We start from the raw sequence: 19,075 nt of genomic DNA on the forward strand, positions 1-19,075 counted from the left end.
AACATTGACTCTGGGTAACTGATGTGTAGGATAGGTGGGAGCCTCTGATCCGGCGTCGCTAGGCGTCGGTTAGGCAACGTTGAAATACCACCCTTCAGTTGCTTGGAGCCTAATCCCCTTGAGTGGGAGACATTGTTTGGTGGGTAGTTTGACTGGGGTGGTCGCCTCCAAAAGAGTAACGGAGGCTTTCAAAGGTACCCTCAGCACGCTTGGTAACCGTGCGCAGAGCGCAATAGCAGAAGGGTGCTTGACTGTGAGGCCCACAAGCCGAGCAGGGCCGAAAGGCGGATATAGTGATCCGGTGGTTCCGCATGGAAGGGCCATCGCTCAAAGGATAAAAGGTACGCCGGGGATAACAGGCTGATCTCCCCCAAGAGCTCATATCGACGGGGAGGTTTGGCACCTCGATGTCGGCTCGTCACGTCCTGGGGCTGGAGAAGGTCCCAAGGGTTGAGCTGTTCGCTCATTAAAGTGGCACGCGAGCTGGGTTCAGAACGTCGTGAGACAGTTCGGTCCCTATCTGTAGTGGGCGTTGGATGTTTGAGGGGACCTGTCCTTAGTACGAGAGGACCGGGATGGACGAGCCTCTGGTGGACCTGTTGTGGCGCCAGCTGCAGCGCAGGGTAGCTACGCTCGGATGAGATAAGCGCTGAAAGCATCTAAGTGCGAAACTCACCCCAAGATGAGACATCCCTTCAAGGGCCGTGGTAGACGACCACGTCGATAGGCGGCAGGTGTAAAGTCGGAAACGACACAGCCGAGCCGTACTAATTGCCCGAGGGCTTCGCCGCCCCAAAGGCGCGTGCCCTCCCCTCTTTCTCTCTCTTCCCACGTATGTCAGAGCACCCCCCGGCATCATTCGAGCCGAAAGGCCCAAGATAATGGTGGCTATGTCGCGGGTGTCCACCTCTTCCCATTCCGAACAGAGAAGTTAAGCCCCGCCGAGCCGATGGTACTGCGGTCACACGCGGGAGAGTAGGTAGCCGCCAACCCCCTTTTTCAAGCGACAGCCCACCCTGGAGACACGGTGGGCTGTCCGCGTTTAATAGGCTTGCAGATGAAGGAACCGTGGCGTGGGCCAAAATGTAGCCTGGATGGGCTTTCCCGGCTGGGTATATTGGATAGTGATTTCCTCCTTCTTGCACCAGGAACTGAAATCAGCACTGGTAAACTCCGGGCCATTGTCCACCCGGATGGCAGCTGGCTTACCCCTCCAGTCAATGAGCTGTTCCAAGGTGCGCACGACTCTTTTGGCCGTGATGGAAGTGGCAATCTCTATCGCCAATGCTTCCCTGTTGCAGTCATCAATTATATTCAACGTCCGGAATTTGTTGCCCGAGGCCAGGCTGTCGCTCATGAAATCCATGCTCCAGCTGTTGTTCAGCACTTCTTGCGCTTGCAGGGGCTGTTTTACCCGGGCCGGCAACCTTCTCTTACCCCTTTTCTTTTTATTGAGCTTTAAGAGCCTGTAAACCCGGTACACCCGCTTGTGGTTCCACGCCTTCCCGTCCCTTTTCAGGCAGGCCAGCAGCTTGCGGAAGCCATACACCGGATGCTCGTCGGCCAATGCCTGTAGAGCGCTTGTTACTTCCGTGTCATCCTTGCAGCTCTTGTAATAAAACTGGGAGCGGGCCAGGCTGCTCAGCCCGCAGGCCCTGGTAACCGGTAAGCCATAGTCCGAAACCAATTCTTCGGCTAATTGCTTTTGTTGCCAAGGCCCCAGCCTTTTTTTGTTATTACTTCCTTTAGAATGGAGTGGTCCAGGCTCAGATCAGCGAACATCTTCTTCAGCCGGGCATTTTCTTCTTCCAGCTCTTCCAGCCGCTTGACATCCGAGGCTTCCAAACCTCCATACCGGCTTTTCCATTTGTAAAACGTGGCCCGGCTTATTTCCAGCTCCCGGCAAATATCCTCGGTCTTCCGACCAGACTCATTTTCCTTGATAGACTTCACTATCTGGCTTTCACTGATTCTGCTCTTTCTCATCTTTTTCAGTTTAAAACTAAACACTTTCTGTCTACTTTTAAACTGTCTCGGTTTTAGGGATACTTACAATACTTACAGGAGCAAAAAGATTTAATGAATAAGGCCGTCCTGTTAATTTAGGACGGCCTTATTCATTAAAATGGATTCCAAAAAGTTAGTAATAAAGATAAATTTAAGAAAGCATGTTGTGTCATTATATCTGATGAACAATCAGTCTCTTAAAATTTACAGCTTGTTTTAGGTTCATTTCTAAAATTGAGCCCGAAAACAGAATTCAATTTAACCTAAAGCTGTAGAATTTTCTTTCTAGTAACTTAGTTTAATTGATAGCTGAGACCTTATCAAACTCCTCCAACAACGATTCTATACATTGAATCTGGCTTTAGATAGTTGGCTGCCACTTTTGATAATTCATCTATTGACATCTCCTCAATATTTCTTGATAATATTGTGAGGGAGTCAGATGGAAGACCTAACAGTATATTTTGCTTATACCTATCCATCTTGTCAAATACAGTGGATTGATCATTTAGAAACTTGCCAAGGATGTGTTTCTTAACGGTTTCCAGTTCTTCCTCTGTTAAAGATGCTTCAATCAATTGCTGTAATTCCGCCTCAATTTCTTTGAGTGTTTCTTCAATTTTGTCTCCTTTAATATCTGTACCAATTGAGAAGAGAGTAGAGTGTTCTTTCGCAGATATAGATGAATGAATGCCATATGTGAAACCTTTATCCTCTCTTATGTTGGTCATTAACCTGGATCCAAAGTATCCACCTAAAACATGGTTTAGAAAAAATAGCGCAGAATAATACTCTGATTGGGGGGAGATGGATACTTTGCCTACCCTAACAGCAGCCTGCATTTGGTTGCTGCTAGACACTTTTAAATAGGCAGGGTTAGATTCAGATTTAAACGGACTCGAATAAGGCGCAGCGCTAAAGGGGAATGAATCTACTTCAAGTTTCTTTAAAATCAATTCTAAATCCCCAGACCCAATATCCCCACAAATAAAGACTTCAGCTTCTGAAAAAGAGTAAGAGCTCTTATGGAAATCTTTAACATCCTGCAAGCATACCTTCTCAATTTCTTCTTCTGAGATGAACGTAGCATAGGGGTGGCCCTTCCCATAGATAGTGGTAGTGAAGTGCTCCGTTGCTATATAACTGTTCTTTTGCTTGTCTACTGTTAAGCTTTGGGCAATCCTTTTCTTAGTCAACTCAAATTCTTCTTCTGGGAAAGAGGGACTAAGGATGAGTTCAAATGCCAATGGTAACAATGCAGGTAGGTATTTGCTAAGACAATACAAAGTGACCGTTGACCTGTCAAAACCGTGGGTCACCTCTAAGGAAGCTCCGTAGAAGTCTATAAAATCTGCAATACCTTTGGCGGTGTGTGTTGCGGTACCTTCCTTTAACATTTTAGCGGTTAAAGATGCAACGGCAGCTTTAGGCTGGTACCACTTACCGGCCTTAAAAACAAATTCAACCCGCACCACGGGTTGAACAGTGTTTTGATAGACATGCACCTTGGCACCAGAGCCAGTTTGAAGTAAAGTTGGTTCAATACCCTCCACAACTGAAGGGGCATTGATGAGAGGAGGAACTAAGCGGTTTATTATCATAAATTATTCATTACCGTCTAACCGGAAATGCAGGGAGAAACGCAGTGTCTGAGATAAGGGGTTGTTTTGTTCATTAGGAATAAGATACGCGGCATCTACCCCAAATTTCTGATACCTGATGCCTAAGCCCATGGTATAGTACTTACGGCCACCTTTCATATCGCTCTCATAGAAATAACCAGCCCGAGCAGCAAACAAATCATCATACCAATACTCCAGACCAGTAGAGACAGTGATTTCCTGCAATTCTTCTTTGAAACCGTCTTCGGCATCATTAAAGGATTTGAAGATACCAGAGAACACGTTGGTGTTGTCATTAGCGGCTGCATCATCTGGTGGTGAATAGGGTACCAGCAGTTTGTTTCCGTCTACAGCCAGGGTAATTTTGTTGTAAGGGTCCAATTCCATGGTGATGGCCGTTCCTATGCGTAGGTTAGTGGGCAGAAAATCTTTCCTTCCTGCCGTGGTGTAACTTACCTTGCCGCCCACATTAGACAGGTTTCCGCCCAAAGCCAGGTTGTAGTTTCTGGCGCCAATAGTCAAATCTTTGGTATAGTAAATGCCCAGATCCACGGCTGCAGAGTTGGCAGGCTGTGATTCTACGCTTCCTTGGCCAGAGCCAGAAACGTTCACATTTCCGGCCAGGTTAGACCTAATATAACGTGCCGATACGCCCAAGCTAAGATTTTCACTAAGTCTCTGGCCATATGAAACACTGAGGCTATATTCCTTCGGGTTAAAGTAATCGGTTTGGAGACCGTTGATATCTCTGAACTGGATGTCACCTAAATCAAAATATAAAAGGGAAACCGCAATAGAAGAGTTAGGCGTGAGGCGTTTGTGACCAGATAAATAAGCCAAGTACATGTCGTTCACAATCTTCTGGAGCCAAGGCGTCACCGAAAGGGAAGCCCCTAAATCATTTTCCAGGAAACCAAGTTTAGCCGGGTTCCAGTGGGTGGAATTCACATCTGGCGTAGTAGCTACACCGGCATCACCCATGCCTGCTGCACGTGCGTCTGGGGCAACTGTTAAGATAGGAACCGCGGTGGTAATGGGTCTGTAGGTCTGGTCCCTACCATCAACAGTTTGTGCAGAAGCTGTGATACCGGTAAAGGATAGAAGAAGGATACCAAGTACAGAGGTGCGTAAGAGTGTGCCGTTCATGCGGTGGATTTAGTTATGCAATAAGTTATTTAAGTAAAACTAGTTTTTCATAGCGAGAGATGCTAGAACCGTCTTGACGAGAACGCACTTTCACCTGATAAATATATACGCCTTTGGCTAAATTATCATTGCTGTCATCTTTGCCATCCCAGGTTAAATCAGAGAAATGCGCCTGGCCATTACTAATGGTCTGCAAGGTCTTTATTAATTTACCAGATACGGTAAAAATCTGGATTTGGACGTCAAGTTCCTGACCGGGTCTGTTGTGGTCAAAGTGGAACGTTGTTTTGTTCAAAAAGGGGTTAGGAATGTTGTAGACGTGGTTGAGGGCAAGCTTTTCAGAAGAGGCCACAATGAACTCTATTTTTGCCGTGGCTGAATTGTTGTGCGTATCCCAAGCCTTAAGTTCCAGGGTGTGCGGGCCGGCCGTAAGACCTTTAAGAGGATAGCGTACCTTGCCAGACTGATAAGAGTCTACATCAGCGGTATAGAAATCATTCAAGATGAACGGCTCAGATGTTTTACCGTCTAAAATGGCGGTAATCTCATGGCCAATGCCAGCACCGGCGGTGTTGATGCCGTTGTCATCAAATAGGTGGGCTATCAAGGTAGCGTCTGCAGGAACAGTGCCGCCTGTGACAAAGGACTCATCATTCATGAACATGGTTACCTGCGGGGGCGCGTTGTCTGCCAGGGCAGAGGGATCTGCGCTGCCTACTTTGATTTCAGCCACGCCATGGCCATCAATGGTACTGTTGGAGACATACAATTGAATAAGTCCTAGCCCCAATTGGTAGTTAATGTCTTTGGGCACAACAAAAGACACTTCAAACAAGCCATTTCTCACAGAGGCCAAGCCATCATAGAGAATATTGTTCCTGACTTGCACGGGTACCCTAGAATCATATTGTTCATTGCCAAATGTCATGACCGTGCTACGTTTGTCAAACACAGTAATGTGTACTTGCCCAGTAAAATCAGAGGCAAGCTGTTGGCCATCTGTGACAGTTCCAGTCAATTCTATTTTAGACAAGGCCTTAAGGGTATCTGCAGCAGCAGATGAGAAAGGTTTGCCATTTATGGATGTGACATTCACCTTCAACTTAGGGTAAGCCAAGGTCATGGAAGGATCCCCGAGCAGCGCAAAATTGCGGTTGTTTACACCTGTAATACTTGTGTTTTTTGATTTAGTAATCAAATACCCAAGCTCAGGCATATTGCCATTAGCTTTAGGTATGAACAAGTCATTGAAAAAAGCTCTATTAAGGGCTTTGCTGCCGAAAGAATAAACCAAACGGGTAGTGATAAGGGCACCAACAGAACCACCTCCCGCATGTAAGAGGGCTACTTCTGCGCCAGACGTACGTCTGGGGTCATCATACCGCCCGAAGTCACAGGTAGCAATTAAGAGAAAATTTAACCGGTTGGGATTATTCCAGCTTTGGATCTCACTAATGGTAAGCACTTGCTCATCTGCTAGACTAACTGCGTTTCCGTGGCCAGTGTAGTTAACCACCAGTGCACCTTTTTCTACTGCTTCCCGCAGGCTCTTATTTGCTTCTGGTGCGCGCTGACCGTTAGGGACAGAAACCTGTGGAAATAGGTCAAGGTAATTTTTCTGTTGAAGGTATTCTGGGTGATTATCATGAACAAACTCCGCTAAATGTTCACCATCCTGTAAATGTTCATTTCTATCACCGTCATCAGAAAAGAATACTAATCTTTTTCGCCAGTTGCCCATGGAAGATTCACTTTCATATCGAATGATTTTGTCAATCATGACATCTGCCTCAGCTGCAGTTTTAGCAGGTAATCGCCCAATGGCAATATCTAAGTAATGGTCTGTGGAAACTGTCAAATCCAATTCAGACCATTCACCTTCAGTATCAGAAAGAAACCCAATATAATCATCTGATGAATGGGAGGTAATAGCGTTTAAGGACTCCCTTGATTCATAAATGGGAATAAAGTTGGTATTGCCCGGCAATCTTCTTTTGGGATCTACTGAGGCATCACCCAATAAGAGAAGTTTCAAAAGGTCATCGCCGCTCTTGGTGCTGCGTTGGTACAACATGCGCATGAAGTCCCTGATGGCCGTAATATCTTGCCGACCAGAAGAGAATTCTTCATAAATCTGCGGAAGCAACACTACTTCTACCTGTAAATTGGTTTTGGTGCGGCGGTGTTGGGCCAGTCGGTTAGCCTGCGCTAAAAATTCAGGAGGCGTAATAATCACCAGGTCAATATTGCCAGCCAGGCTGTGCAAATTCTGGTTGATGACTTTGCGCACAAAAACGGGAGCAGGAAAGCTATTTCCATGGAAGGCCATATACTCTTGCAATTCCTGGCTGGGGGCCGAGAAAACAGCCGAGCCGTTTGAGACACTATATTGTTGCCTGAATGGCTTCAGGGGGTTAGTGACATTCCAGATATGGGACCCAGTGGTAGTAACGCCATCTACCTGGTAGGTGCTCACAGGTTGCTGTAAGCTAGCCAAGGACCTAAAACTGGTTTGACTGCCATACAATTTCAACTGCCGGGGCGCCACCACCGTGATGTAATTCAGATAGCCTAAGGCTGAGGAGCTAATGCCAGGTCTATAGGTATAAGAAAGGGAAAGACTGTTGGCAACGGAAATAGAACTTACCGGAACAGCCAGCGGCAGAACATGATCTATGCCGGCCGAATGGTATTGACCAGTACCTCTGCCACCCACGCTGTGCGTGGCAATGTCTCTGCTGTTCAACTTCACCAGAAAAGATGATGCCTCTGGGGAGTTGGCCATCACCGCCGAGGTGATTTTAACAGTACCCGTAGGCAATAAATCTGAAACATTGAAGGTGAACGAACGCTCCAAACCAAAGGCGTTGAATTCCTCCCCGTACCACTCACGGCCAGAGTGCTGCATGTTCTTGAGGTCCTGCTCATGGTGGAAACGCTCCTCAAAGCTGGAAACGGTTGGGTAAATGCCCGCTACTGAGGCTTGTTCTGTCACCCGCAAGCCAGGCGTAGACCCAACCGTTAGAAAGTAATACGTGGTGTCACTGTACAGATTGGTGTTGTGCTTGAAAGGAACATTGGCCGTTGGGTTGGCCGTCCAGGTATGGGGGCCTTGGGCGTAGAACAAGATGTAGTCATTGGCGTCAAAAGTGCCGTCTTGTTCGCCTTCCACCCAAATGGCGTTCTCTGTTAAATCATCTGGCCTGGGAATGTTGTTAGGCTGGGGCAGCATGCCACCGCCGTTGCCGTAAATCTTGATGTTTTTAGGATTAACTGACCCTAGATTCACACCCATGGCACCCAACAAGCCGCGGTCAATCTTGAAAATGCCCGTGGCCGGCACACCAATTTTATACCAATCACCGGTGCGCAGCACAGAGTTAGTGGTGAAGGATCTCCTATTATTACTGTTGCTAGTTGCTGCGCGGGCAGCTTTGTTGCCGGTTCTATACCGGTAGCTGAATTTAACCAGGCGCTCCAGGGCACCCGTCTGCGGATTCAACCTAAACGGCTGGAAATATACCTGGGAAATGGGCACACGGTTGGCCTCACCGGAAGAAATGATGGGGACGATTTCCGTTTTTTGGCTCTGTTTTGGAAATGAGCGCGATTCTGCGTCTGTGAGCGGGGCAAACTCCGTTTGGGTAAACTCAAAGGAACCCACTTCTACCCCCTGAAACACCAGCAGGTAATAAGGTACATCTTCCTGGCCCAGGTAAGAGGCCTCCTCAAACGTGGGTACCACAGCCGTGCGGCTAGCACCCGGGCTGGTGGCCGGCCCCGCGACAGTGCGCCATTGAATGGTACGTGAGCCTTCAGACTGGGCCCAAGCAGCGGTCGCCGTTGCGCAGAGGGCAAACGCCACTAAAATTTTTCTGAACAGATGCATGTAGGTGGGGTAAAGGTATTCACTCCGCAACACAGCTAGGCGCCGGTAGGTTCAGCCAAGCCCATGACCAGGCCGAACTTACCCAGGCCGGTTAACTAATTAGCTGTGAGACGGTACGTGAAAGATTCCATAATCATGTTTGCCAAAAGCTTTTTACACGCCTCCTCCACTTTCTGGGCAGCGGCAGCTTCGTTCTCCGCTTCCAGGAGTAAACGTATGTGTTTGCCAATTCGTACATCGGCAACTTGCTGTAAGCCTAAATGTTCAAGACCAAGCATCACGGCTTTTCCTTGGGGGTCTAACAGCTCAGCGTGGGGCATGATGTCAATTTCGGCGGTGAATTTCATAGGGTAGAAGGTTTTAAAAACGAAAGAAGGATATACAATACAATAATGACCGGTATGGCGGTCACATTCAAGAGCGCCAGCAAGGCCACCGACAGGCCTAGAAAAATAAACCTGATCTGGTTTCCCTGCCATTTAAAACTCTTGAACTTAAGCGCGAACAGCGGCAGCTCGGCCACCAGCAAATAAGAAAATACCACGGTAATTACCAGTAACACAAACGGGTTCAAAATGTACGGGGCAAGCCCGAAGGTGTCATTGGCCAGAATCAAGGGCATGGAAATCACAAACAGCGTGTTGGCCGGCGTGGGCACCCCAATAAAAGACGTGGTCTGGCGCGTATCAATGTTGAACTTGGCCAACCGCAACGCAGAGAAAATGGTCATCAAAAAGCCCATGAAAGGCAGCACAATGGCCGTGGTTGGTCCAAAGTCAGACAGTTCCACGCTGCGCGAAAGCAAATGGAACATCATCACGCCGGGCACCACGCCAAAAGAAACCATGTCGGCGAGGGAGTCCAGTTGCTTGCCAATCTCAGAGTAGGCGTGGAGCACGCGGGCCACCATGCCGTCCATAAAATCAAGGATAGCCGCCAGAATAACCAGATAAGCCGCGTTCACCAACTCCTGCTGGAACACATAGTAAATGGCAATGCAGCCGCAGAGCAGGTTCAGGCAGGTGATAAAATTGGGGATGTGTCTTTTCATAAAGCTGTAAAGCCGTTTTCGGGCTCATTTCCGGAAATCAGGCCAAAAACGGGTTGCTGGTTTTTTCTTCGCCAATGGTGGTGCTGGGGCCGTGGCCAGGATAGACGGTCACATCCTCGGGCAAGGTGAACAATTTCGTCCTGATGCTTTCCAAGAGCGTCTCAAAATTTCCGCCGGGCAAATCTGTGCGGCCAATGCTGCGCTGGAACAAGACATCGCCGCCAATCACGGTTTTAGAAGCCAGGTGATAAAAGACCACGTGGCCGGGCGCATGGCCGGGTGTGAACAAAACCTCCAGTTCTGTGTTCCCAAAGGTCACGTTCTCGCCTTCCTTCAGGAATTTCTCGGGCAATTGCTCCTGGTACTGCGGAAACCCGTAAGCCGCCGAATACGTGGGCACCGACCGCAGCACCGCCAAATCGTCTTCATGAATTTCCAGGGGAACGCCAAAGGTATCGGCTACAAACTTATTGCCCAGCACGTGGTCAATGTGGCAATGCGTGTTGAGCAGGCGCGCCACGGTCAGGCCTTTGGCTTCTATAAACGCCTGCAGTTCTTGTTCTTCCTGTTTGTTGGAGCAGCCCGGGTCAATGACCACGCATTGCTGGGAGTCATCATACAGAACGTAGGTATTTTCCTGAAACGGGTTGAACGTGAAGCTTTCAATGTGCAGACCAACAGACGCCATAAACGGTAAGGTGTGAATTTGATGGCTCTAAGTTACAGAATTCAATGGCACAAGCCGTACCTTACAGCATGATTTATGATTACTTGGTAGTGGGCCACGGCCTGGCCGGTGCGATTTTGGCCTCTAAACTGGAAATGAGCGGTAAAACGTTTAGGGTCTTTGACGTGGCCAAAGCCAACGCCGCTTCCCGTGTGGCCGCCGGCTTGATCAATCCCGTGGCCGGAAAACGCTTCGCCAAAAGCTGGCGCGTGGATGAGTTCCTGCCTGCTGCCGCCGCGTTCTACCAAACCATGGAAGCCCATTACCAGACGCCGTTTTTCCACCAGAAACCCATTCTCAAACTCTTTTCCACGCCTGAGGAGCAGAACAACTGGATGGGCAAAAGCACCGATGCTTCCTGGCAAGACTACATTGAAACCACGCACCTGCAACTGCCGCCCTCAGAAGACATTTACCAGGAACTGGGCGGTTTGTTGATCCAGAAAGGCGGCTACGTGGCGCTTAAAGATTTTCTGAAATGCCGCGAACAGGAGCTTTTTAGTAAAGGTTTGTTGCAGACAGAAGCCTTTGATGTCAACCAATTGGAGCTCTTGCCAGACGGCGTGCGCTATGGGGAATCTGAGGCTAAAAAAATAATTTTCTGTGAGGGAGCCGCCGGGGCAGAAAATCCGTACTTCCACTGGTTACCGTTTTCCCTGAACAAAGGCGAGATTTTAGACATAAAAGTGCCCAATTTTGAGGCGTCATATATCTATAATAAAGCTGTTTACGTTGTGCCATTAGGGCAAAACCACTACCGGGTGGGGGCTACGTACAATTGGCGCGAGGTGAACGAGGAAACCACGCCCCAGGCCCGGGAAGAACTGACCGCCAAATTGCAGGACATTGTCAGGAAACCCGTGCAGGTCACGGCCCAGTATGTGGGCATTAGGCCGGCCGTGCGGGACCGCAAACCGCTGGTTGGTCTGCACCCAGAACTGCCGCAGGTGGCCATTTTCAACGGCATGGGCTCTAAAGGCGTCTTGATGGCGCCCTTGCTGGCAGAGCAGTTTCTGGCAGCGTTAGAAGGCAAGACTGCCCTTTGGCCCGAGGTGAACATTGCCCGCTATTTTTCATTATATTTAGCATCTAGGTAAACACAGATGAGTACATCTTCTACCCGTTTCATACTTCTGTATCGGTTTCTGTTCCTGCTGTTTCTGGCCGGGCTGCCAACCCTGTCTTTTGGCCAGATCACGGCGCCAGATGATTTTGGGCAGAACCGCATCCAGTACAAGCGTTTTGTCTGGCAGTATTACAGCACGCAGAACTTCAACGTCTACTACTCCCAGGGCGGGCAGGAATTGGCCCGGAACACCGCGGAGCACGCAGAGAAAGAACTTAAGAGAATCACCACGCTTATTGGCTATTACCCTTATGCCAAAATCACGCTGATCATCTACAACTCGGTCTCAGATTTAAAGCAGAGCAACGTGGGCCTCATTGATGACCCGTACAAAGGCGGCAATGATGTGTTGTTTGTGAAAAGCAAGATTGAGTTGCCCTTTGAAGGTTCACAGTCTGAGTTCAAGCGCCAGATGACCTACCGCATCTCAGAACTGCTGCTCTCAGACATGATGTACGGCGGAAGCCTGAAGGAAGTGATCCAGAGCAACTACCTGCTGCGTTTGCCAGATTGGTTTGTGTCGGGCGCCGCTGCTTATATTTCCGAAGGCTGGAGCGTGGAGATGGACAACTTTGTTCGCGACATGATCCAGAAAACCGGCGGAAAGCGGTCAGACCCCATGTTTGCGCGCAACCAGCGGCTTACGGGCCAGGCCATCTGGGCGTACATTGCCGAGCGGCACGGGCCCAGCGCCATCCAGAACATCCTCAACCTCACCCGCATTACCCGTGACATTGAGATTGGCATTGCCAGCAGCCTCAACATGCCCTACAAACGATTCATGCGCGACTGGTTTGCGTATTACGTGCAGGCCAATACCTTCGCTGAGGCAGAATTGCCCGCCCCAGACAAAGACAGCAAACTCCGCAAAGTCAACGCCCGCAACTACCTGTTCTCTGAGCCGGTGTTCAGCCCAAGCGGGCAGCAGTTGGCCTATGTGATGTATGACCGCGGCAGCTACAAAGTGATTGTGCGCAATCTGGCCAAGAACAGCCAGAAGATTATTTATAGAGGCGGCTTCAAGATGCCCAACCAGGCCATGGACCGCACGGTGCCGTTGCTGGCCTGGCGCTCAGAAAACGTGCTGGGAATCTCAGATTACCGAAGAGGCAAACTGCAGTTACGCCAGCACGCCGCCAACCGCCGGTATATTCCCGCCGTGGAATCTGTGAAGCGCCTGCTGGGCAAAGCGCCCGGCGTCATTTCACTGGGCACGTACAGCCAGGTAACCGGATTTGACTATTCAGACGATGGGCAGCAAATGGTGTTGAGCGCCGTGAAGGGGGGGCAGAGTGATCTGTTCCTGTACCGCGGCGCGCGCCTGGCCCGCCAGCTGACCAATGACATCTATGATGACCTGGAGCCTATCTTCTTGCCGGGCTCTGACAAAGTACTGTTCAGTTCTAACCGCGTGCCAGATTCTTTGCAGGCTGCCAAAGCTTCGTTCACCCATGTGGTCAACAACTTTGACGTGTTTCTGTATGACCCGGCCAATGCGCAGAGCCGTTTCTGGCAACTGACTTCCTCGCCGTCAAATGAAAGCAAACCCATTGGCCTGTCAGGAGATGAAATAGTGTATGTGGGCGAAGAATCTGGCATACGGGCTTTGTACCGGCAGAACATTAAGACCGGGGCGGTGGCCAAGGTGACCAATTTCCGGCAGAACATAAAAGCTTTTGACTACCACGCAGGTACGGGCAATCTGGCCTTTATATCCATTGACAAAGCCAAGGAATACCCATACCTGTATAATGGCTTCGCGATGGCCCCTGCGGGCGTGGCCAATTTCAAGACCAAACGCCAGCAAGTGCTGGAAGGGCATTTGCTGCGCCGCATTCAGCAAGACAGCGTGCGGGCAGTGACGGCCTTGGCTCAAAAAGCCCGGGCAGATTCCCTGGCCGCGTTGCAGCCTTCACAGCTGGCAGGCCAAGGCACAGATTCCACGGTGGTGAAGTCAACGGTAGTGGCACCCAAACCCAAGACGGTCATTGCCATGGCCACGCCAGACTCCGTGGGGCTGCTGCGGCCCCGGCCCTATGATTTGCGCTTTGGCGTGAATAACTTGATTTCATCTGTATACGCAGATCCGTTGCTGGGCTTTGGGTTGGTGATGGAGGTGGGCATGGCCGATCTGTTTGAGGATTACCGCATACGGGGCGGGGTGTTCGCGCTCACAGACCTGAAAACCACCAATTTCTACGTGGAGTACGCCAACCTCAAGAACCGCTATGACTACCGCGTGGGCTACCAGAAACAGAGCATCTTCTTCCTGGACAGCGTGTCGGTGCGCAGAATGGGCAAGCATGAGATTCTGCCGGTGTTCAGTTATCCGTTGACCAATGCCTGGAGCGTACGCGTGCTGCCGCGCTTTTCCAACATCAGGTACACCTTCATTGAAAACTTCTCCACCCCAGACATTGTCATGGACTTTGCCGGCATTGGCGGCGAACTGGTGTTTGACAACTCGGTGGTGACAGGCATGAACATGCGCGAGGGAACGCGTATGAAAGTGGGCATCACGCGCATGTACGGGATTGGCGCCAAGGAAAACGGGTTCGGGAAATTCTACATTGACCTGCGGCATTACCAGAAAATACACAAAGAGTTTATCTGGGCCAACCGCGTGAGCTACAGCCAATCCTTCGGGCCGGCGCCTAAGAAACACTTGCTGGGTGGGGTAGACAACTGGCTGAACGCCGAACAGGATTACATCAAGCCTTTCAATTCGCCCGCCGATGTGCTGTACCTGGAGTTTGCCACGCCGTTGCGCGGGTTCAACTACAACGCCCGCAACGGGTACCGGTATGTGCTCTGGAATTCTGAGCTGCGCCTGCCCTTGTTCCAGTATCTGTTTGAAGGCCCCATCAACTCGGGCTTCTTCCGGAATCTACAGATGGTGGGCTTCTTTGACGCCGGTACCGCCTATGACAAAGGCAACCCGTTCTCCGAGGACAACTCTGTGAACACCCAACCGGTGCCGCAGCCGCCGTTTGAGGTGGTGGTCCGCAACTTCCGCAACCCGTTCATGTATGGCTACGGCTGGGGCGTGCGCACCACATTGCTGGGCGTGTACGGCCGCTTTGACATGGCCTGGGGCGAGAAAGACCTCAGAAAGGAAGGCCCCAAGTTCTACTTCTCCATGGGCTACGATTTCTAATTTAAAATTTAGTTGATTCCTGTTTTCGGCTTCATTTTCAGAAATGAGCCCGAAAACGCAAAAGCAGAAGCGCCGCTGTCATAAGATAGCGGCGCTTCTGCTTTTATAATGTCACCTAATTGGGTAGAAACGATGATGTTGCCAATGTAGAGACGTACTACCTTGCGTCTTGGTCCTATGAAACAGAAGTGTTGGAATGCGTGAGAGACGCAAGGTAGTACGTCTCTACAACCAAATCTTTCAACCCATCTCCATTTACTCTAGAGCCTGAAAAAATCCTCAAACTTTCCGTTTTCGGGCTCATTTCCAGAAATGAGCCCGAAAACGGAAATCGGGCGCAGCCTTTTCCTTGGAAAGAAAGAAGGCTGCGCCCGATTTTTATAGAGAAAGCTACTTTCTGAGATTACGCCTGTACCGTCTGGAGCAAGGCCTCAAACATGCGGCGGCCGTCTGTGTTGCCCAGTTCTGGGTCCACGGCGCGCTCCGGGTGCGGCATCATGCCAAATACGTTCTTGTTTTTGTTGGCCACGCCGGCAATGTTGAGAAGGCTGCCGTTGCAATTGCTTTGGTCATCTACCTGGCCTTGGCTGTTGCAGTACCGGAACATGATCTGGCCGTTGTCTTCCAGGCTTTTGATTGTGTCAGCGTCGGCGTAGAAACGTCCTTCGCCGTGCGCAATCGGAATTTTGTAGGGTTTGCCGGGCTCCAGCAGGGCTGTGGGCAGCAAATCTGTGTTCTCAGGCGTGATGTACACGTTCTGGCAGATGAATTTTTGGGTGGTGTTCCGGAGCAGGGCACCGGGCAACAGACCGGCCTCGGTGAGAATCTGGAAACCGTTGCAGATGCCCCACACGTAACCGCCGCTGTTGGCAAACTTCACCACTTCCTGCATAATAGGCGAGAAGCGCGCAATGGCCCCAGACCGCAGGTAATCACCATAAGAGAAACCGCCAGGCAGCACTATGAAATCACAGTTCTGCAGGTCATGGTCTTTGTGCCAAAGCCGCACCACTTCTTGCTGGGTGGTGTGCTGCAGGGCATCAATAACATCTTGGTCACAGTTGGACCCCGGGAAAACGACTACGCCAAATTTCATAGCCCAAAGATAGACAAAAACCCTTTTGGTGCTACCTAATTCCACCTTGCAAAGAACAGCGCCGCAGAGTGGGGCTTTTTTCTTAATTTTACGTTTTGTAATTCCCTTCTACCCATGTTATTATCCATGACCGGTTTTGGGTCTGCGAAAGTAGACACAGAAACTTCCGCCATCAGCATTGAACTGAAATCATTGAACTCCAAATCTATGGACCTGAGTTTGCGCATGCCGCGCAGCCTCTCAGACAAGGAACTGGAGATCAGGAACATGATTACCCGCAGCCTGGTGCGCGGCAAAGTGAACCTTACCATTGAGGTAGGCCGAAACAAAACCTCGGGCACCCGCAGCCGCATCAACGTGGAATTGCTCAACGCTTATTACAAAGACCTGCAAGACGCCGCCTTCAACCTGGGCGCCAACTCGCCAGATCTGTTCCGGCTGGCGCTGCACATGCCAGAAGTGCTGCAGACCGAAAGCACCGATGACAGAACCGAAGACGTGACCTGGGAACAGGTAGGCCCACTTTTGCAGGAGGCCATTGACAACTTCAACACGTTCAGGGCAGATGAAGGCAAGGCCTTGACCACAGAGATTATCTCGTACATTGACCGCATCAGAATTCTGCTGGCCGAAGTGGACAAGCATGACCCGGCCCGGGTGGAGCACATCAGGCAGCGCATACAGGGGCATTTGCAGGAAATCAGCAGCTCAGAGACGTTCAACCAGAACCGCTTTGAGCAGGAGATGATCTACTTTATTGAAAAGCTGGACATTGCCGAGGAAAAAGTTCGTCTGGTGAACCACCTGCACTATTTCACAGAAACCGTGTACCTGCCTGAACCAACCGGCAAGAAGCTGGGTTTTATAGCGCAAGAGATTGGCCGCGAGATCAATACCATCGGGTCCAAAGCCAATGATGCCACCATTCAGCGGTTGGTGGTGGAGATGAAAGAAGAGCTGGAGAAAATCAAAGAGCAGCTCAACAACATTCTGTAACCCACGCCGGTCAATCTATGTCCTTTTACCTTTACCCTTTAGAAGTACCTTCATGTTTCGTCAAGTAATAGCCGTTTTGTTGCTGATAGGCCTGAGCGCGTTTTCAAGTTTTGCGCAGGAGCGTTGCGGCACCATGGCGCAGGTAAAACAGCTGGAAAAGCAGCGCCCCAACTTGCGGCGGCAGTTGCAGGAGCAGGCCCGCCTAGCCCAGCGCCGTGACGTGAAAGACCTTTCCCAGGCCAAAACGTTGTCGTCGGTGGTTACCATTTCAGTGGTGGTGCATGTGCTGTACAATACCTCTGGCCAAAACATTTCAGACGCCCAGATTCAGTCACAGATTGCAGTGCTTAACAAAGACTTCCGGAGAGCCAACACAGACGCCGGCAACACCCCGGCCATGTTCAGCGGCCTGGCCGCCGATGCCGAGATAGAGTTCTGCCTGGCCCAGCGCACCCCGGAAGGCGCGCCCACCAACGGCATTACCCGCACCCAGACCAACAAGGCAGATTTTGCCTTTGGGGAGCAGATGAAATTCAATTCCAGCGGTGGTAAAAATGCCTGGGACACCAAACAATACCTCAACATCTGGGTAGTGAAATTCAATGCAGACGAAGAATTGCTGGGTTTCGCGCAGTTCCCAAATTCCGGTCCCGCCACTACAGACGGCGTAGTGATTGACTACCGCTACTTCGGGACGCAGAACACCGTGCGCCCGTACAACCTGGGACGTACCACCACCCACGAAGTTGGTCACTGGCTCAACCTGTTCCATATCTGGGGCGATGACGAGTGCGGCGATGACCAGGTAGAGGACACGCCCACCCAGGAAGCCGAGAACACGGGTTGCCCCACGTTCCCCAGCGCCAGCTGCTCCAACTCCGGTGACATGTTCATGAACTACATGGACTACACCAATGATGCCTGCATGAACCTGTTCACCAAGGGCCAGAAAAATGTGATGCAAGGCGCCATTAGCAGATGGCGGCCGGGTTTGCTCACCTCCAAAGGTTGCCAACCCATACAGGTACCGGCGCTTGATGCCGCGTTGGTAGAAATAGAAACGGCCTCCAAAGTTTTCTGCACCAGCGCGTTTACGCCCACCCTGCAACTCCGCAACCGTGGTTCACAAGCCTTGACCACTGCCCAGATTCAGTTCAAGATTGACAACGGGCCGGCCCAAACCTATACCTGGACCGGGAACCTTCCTTCTTTCCAGGGAATTAACCTTACTTTGCCAGAACAGAATGTAGCCGCGGGAACCCATGCCGTGACGTTTTCCATTGTGAGCAGAAACAACAGCGCCACAGACGGTGATGCCACCAATGACGCGCTTACGTTCTCGTTCCAGTCACAGGGCGTTGGCTTGCCGCTGGTTGAAGGCTTTGAAGGAAACGTGTTCCCGCCGGCGGGCTGGCAGGTGAACAACCCAGATTTCAGCATTACCTGGCAAAAAACCAACCGGGCGGCTAAGTCGGGCACGTTCTCGGCGGTTATGGACAACCTGAACTATGAAGACACCGGCCAAGCCGATGAACTGGTTTTGCCTCCATTGGACCTGACCTCGCAAACTTCGCCTAAACTCACGTTCCAGATGGCGTATTCTTTGTACTCCGCCACGGGGTATTCAGACACGCTGGAAGTGTTGGTGTCCACAGACTGCGGCGCTACGTACCAGCAGGTGTATAAAAAGGCCGGAAGAGATTTGGTGACGGTTTCGCCTATTTACCGCGAAATTGAGTTTGTGCCCACCAACGGCCAATGGCGCCAGGAAACTATTGACTTGAGCCAGTTTGCCAGTTCGGCCACGGCCAGAATCAAATTCCGCCACGTCACAGACTTTGAGAACAACCTGTACCTAGACGATGTGAAAGTAGAGGGCCAGCCGCTCAGCGCCCAGGAAGAAAGTGCCCAGCGCGCCGTGCAGGTGGCCCCTAATCCAACCACAGGCAACATTCAAATAGAGTCACCCGAAGCGGCCGTGAAAAGCATTCAGGTCTTTGACGCCGTGGGCAAAGTAGTGCAGGAACTTACGCCAGCGAACAGAGTCGCAGGTCAGCCCATCACGTTGTCTTTGCAAAACCAGGCCAACGGACTGTACCTGGTGCGCGTGCAGACAGACAAAGGCGTGGTCATCAGAAGAATTGTCCTGGCCAAATAGATTGTAGACCTCAGATTTCACCCAAAAGAAAAGGCGACTTGATCATTCAGGTCGCCTTCTCTTTTTTAGCGCATTTGCATTTCCCGTTTTCGGGCTCGTT

At 50.7% G+C, this 19,075-nt stretch carries 13 protein-coding genes and 2 rRNA genes (1 of these 15 running past the window's edge); 6 read left to right on the forward strand and 9 right to left on the reverse strand.

All coding sequences use genetic code 11. The annotated features are described in order from the left end of the window. Both IMY23_RS16060 and rrf read left to right on the forward strand, forming a co-directional pair. A 23S ribosomal RNA gene (locus IMY23_RS16060) occupies window positions 1-791 on the forward strand; it begins 2,102 nt to the left of the window's first position. Between the two features lie 89 nt (window positions 792-880). Then, window positions 881-992: ribosomal RNA gene (gene rrf / locus IMY23_RS16065) — 5S ribosomal RNA — on the forward strand. Window positions 993-1,042: 50 nt separating this feature from the next. Here rrf and IMY23_RS16070 read toward each other — a convergent pair. From IMY23_RS16070 to IMY23_RS16105, 8 genes are all read right to left on the reverse strand, one after another. Continuing rightward, window positions 1,043-1,687, reverse strand: a complete 645-nt coding sequence (locus tag IMY23_RS16070) for an IS3 family transposase (protein ID WP_192823062.1) — start codon at window positions 1,685-1,687, stop codon at window positions 1,043-1,045. A gap of 8 nt (window positions 1,688-1,695) precedes the next feature. Continuing rightward, the gene (locus IMY23_RS16075; RefSeq protein ID WP_192823063.1) at window positions 1,696-1,986 is read right to left on the reverse strand and encodes a transposase; all 291 of its coding nucleotides are present in this window, start codon (window positions 1,984-1,986) and stop codon (window positions 1,696-1,698) included. Between the two features lie 341 nt (window positions 1,987-2,327). Then, window positions 2,328-3,608 (reverse strand): pitrilysin family protein, encoded by a 1,281-nt coding sequence (locus IMY23_RS16080; protein ID WP_192823064.1) that lies wholly within the window; start codon window positions 3,606-3,608, stop codon window positions 2,328-2,330. 3 nt (window positions 3,609-3,611) lie between these two features. After that, window positions 3,612-4,775: a type IX secretion system outer membrane channel protein PorV gene (gene porV / locus IMY23_RS16085; RefSeq protein ID WP_192823065.1), complete on the reverse strand. Its 1,164-nt coding sequence runs from the start codon at window positions 4,773-4,775 to the stop codon at window positions 3,612-3,614. Between the two features lie 25 nt (window positions 4,776-4,800). Continuing rightward, entirely contained in the window at window positions 4,801-8,664 is a 3,864-nt protein-coding gene (gene porU, locus IMY23_RS16090; RefSeq protein WP_192823066.1) for a type IX secretion system sortase PorU, read from the reverse strand. A 95-nt stretch (window positions 8,665-8,759) separates the two neighbouring features. Further along, entirely contained in the window at window positions 8,760-9,011 is a 252-nt protein-coding gene (purS, locus tag IMY23_RS16095; RefSeq protein WP_192823067.1) for a phosphoribosylformylglycinamidine synthase subunit PurS, read from the reverse strand. Next, window positions 9,008-9,715 (reverse strand): CDP-diacylglycerol--serine O-phosphatidyltransferase, encoded by a 708-nt coding sequence (gene pssA, locus IMY23_RS16100; protein WP_192823068.1) that lies wholly within the window; start codon window positions 9,713-9,715, stop codon window positions 9,008-9,010. The genes purS and pssA overlap by 4 nt, the downstream gene beginning before the upstream one ends. A gap of 37 nt (window positions 9,716-9,752) precedes the next feature. Next, window positions 9,753-10,403, reverse strand: coding sequence for an MBL fold metallo-hydrolase (locus IMY23_RS16105; protein WP_192823069.1), 651 nt, complete (start codon window positions 10,401-10,403; stop codon window positions 9,753-9,755). Between the two features lie 44 nt (window positions 10,404-10,447). Here IMY23_RS16105 and IMY23_RS16110 point away from each other — a divergent pair, with 44 nt between their 5' ends. Together IMY23_RS16110 and IMY23_RS16115 are read left to right on the forward strand one after the other, a co-directional pair. Beyond that, complete coding sequence (locus tag IMY23_RS16110) at window positions 10,448-11,539, forward strand: FAD-binding oxidoreductase (protein ID WP_225986526.1); 1,092 nt, start codon at window positions 10,448-10,450, stop codon at window positions 11,537-11,539. A 6-nt stretch (window positions 11,540-11,545) separates the two neighbouring features. Next, a complete protein-coding gene (locus tag IMY23_RS16115) occupies window positions 11,546-14,725 on the forward strand; it encodes a hypothetical protein (protein ID WP_192823070.1) in 3,180 nt (1,059 codons plus the stop codon). A gap of 403 nt (window positions 14,726-15,128) precedes the next feature. Here IMY23_RS16115 and purQ read toward each other — a convergent pair whose 3' ends face one another. Beyond that, window positions 15,129-15,821 carry a phosphoribosylformylglycinamidine synthase subunit PurQ gene (purQ, locus tag IMY23_RS16120; protein ID WP_192823071.1) on the reverse strand — a complete coding sequence of 231 codons (693 nt, stop codon included), beginning with the start codon at window positions 15,819-15,821 and terminating at the stop codon, window positions 15,129-15,131. Between the two features lie 114 nt (window positions 15,822-15,935). On the opposite strand from purQ, the gene IMY23_RS16125 reads away from it, so the two are divergent. Continuing rightward, a complete protein-coding gene (locus tag IMY23_RS16125) occupies window positions 15,936-16,817 on the forward strand; it encodes a YicC/YloC family endoribonuclease (RefSeq protein ID WP_192823072.1) in 882 nt (293 codons plus the stop codon). Between the two features lie 52 nt (window positions 16,818-16,869). Further along, complete coding sequence (locus tag IMY23_RS20050) at window positions 16,870-18,975, forward strand: M43 family zinc metalloprotease (RefSeq protein ID WP_192823073.1); 2,106 nt, start codon at window positions 16,870-16,872, stop codon at window positions 18,973-18,975. The last annotated feature ends 100 nt before the right edge of the window (window positions 18,976-19,075 follow it).

The sequence above is a fragment of the Rufibacter sp. LB8 genome (assembly GCF_014876185.1).
In the GTDB taxonomy this organism is placed as follows: domain Bacteria; phylum Bacteroidota; class Bacteroidia; order Cytophagales; family Hymenobacteraceae; genus Nibribacter.

Coding starts and splice junctions, on each gene's coding strand:
- IMY23_RS16075 (WP_192823063.1), bottom strand. CDS start 1,986: ATGAGAAAGAGCAGAATCAGTGAAAGCCAGATAGTGAAGTCTATCAAG.
- purS (WP_192823067.1), bottom strand. CDS start 9,011: ATGAAATTCACCGCCGAAATTGACATCATGCCCCACGCTGAGCTGTTA.
- pssA (WP_192823068.1), bottom strand. CDS start 9,715: ATGAAAAGACACATCCCCAATTTTATCACCTGCCTGAACCTGCTCTGC.
- purQ (WP_192823071.1), bottom strand. CDS start 15,821: ATGAAATTTGGCGTAGTCGTTTTCCCGGGGTCCAACTGTGACCAAGAT.
- IMY23_RS16110 (WP_225986526.1), top strand. CDS start 10,448: ATGGCACAAGCCGTACCTTACAGCATGATTTATGATTACTTGGTAGTG.
- porU (WP_192823066.1), bottom strand. CDS start 8,664: ATGCATCTGTTCAGAAAAATTTTAGTGGCGTTTGCCCTCTGCGCAACG.
- IMY23_RS16080 (WP_192823064.1), bottom strand. CDS start 3,608: ATGATAATAAACCGCTTAGTTCCTCCTCTCATCAATGCCCCTTCAGTT.
- IMY23_RS16115 (WP_192823070.1), top strand. CDS start 11,546: ATGAGTACATCTTCTACCCGTTTCATACTTCTGTATCGGTTTCTGTTC.
- IMY23_RS16125 (WP_192823072.1), top strand. CDS start 15,936: ATGTTATTATCCATGACCGGTTTTGGGTCTGCGAAAGTAGACACAGAA.
- IMY23_RS20050 (WP_192823073.1), top strand. CDS start 16,870: ATGTTTCGTCAAGTAATAGCCGTTTTGTTGCTGATAGGCCTGAGCGCG.
- porV (WP_192823065.1), bottom strand. CDS start 4,775: ATGAACGGCACACTCTTACGCACCTCTGTACTTGGTATCCTTCTTCTA.
- IMY23_RS16105 (WP_192823069.1), bottom strand. CDS start 10,403: ATGGCGTCTGTTGGTCTGCACATTGAAAGCTTCACGTTCAACCCGTTT.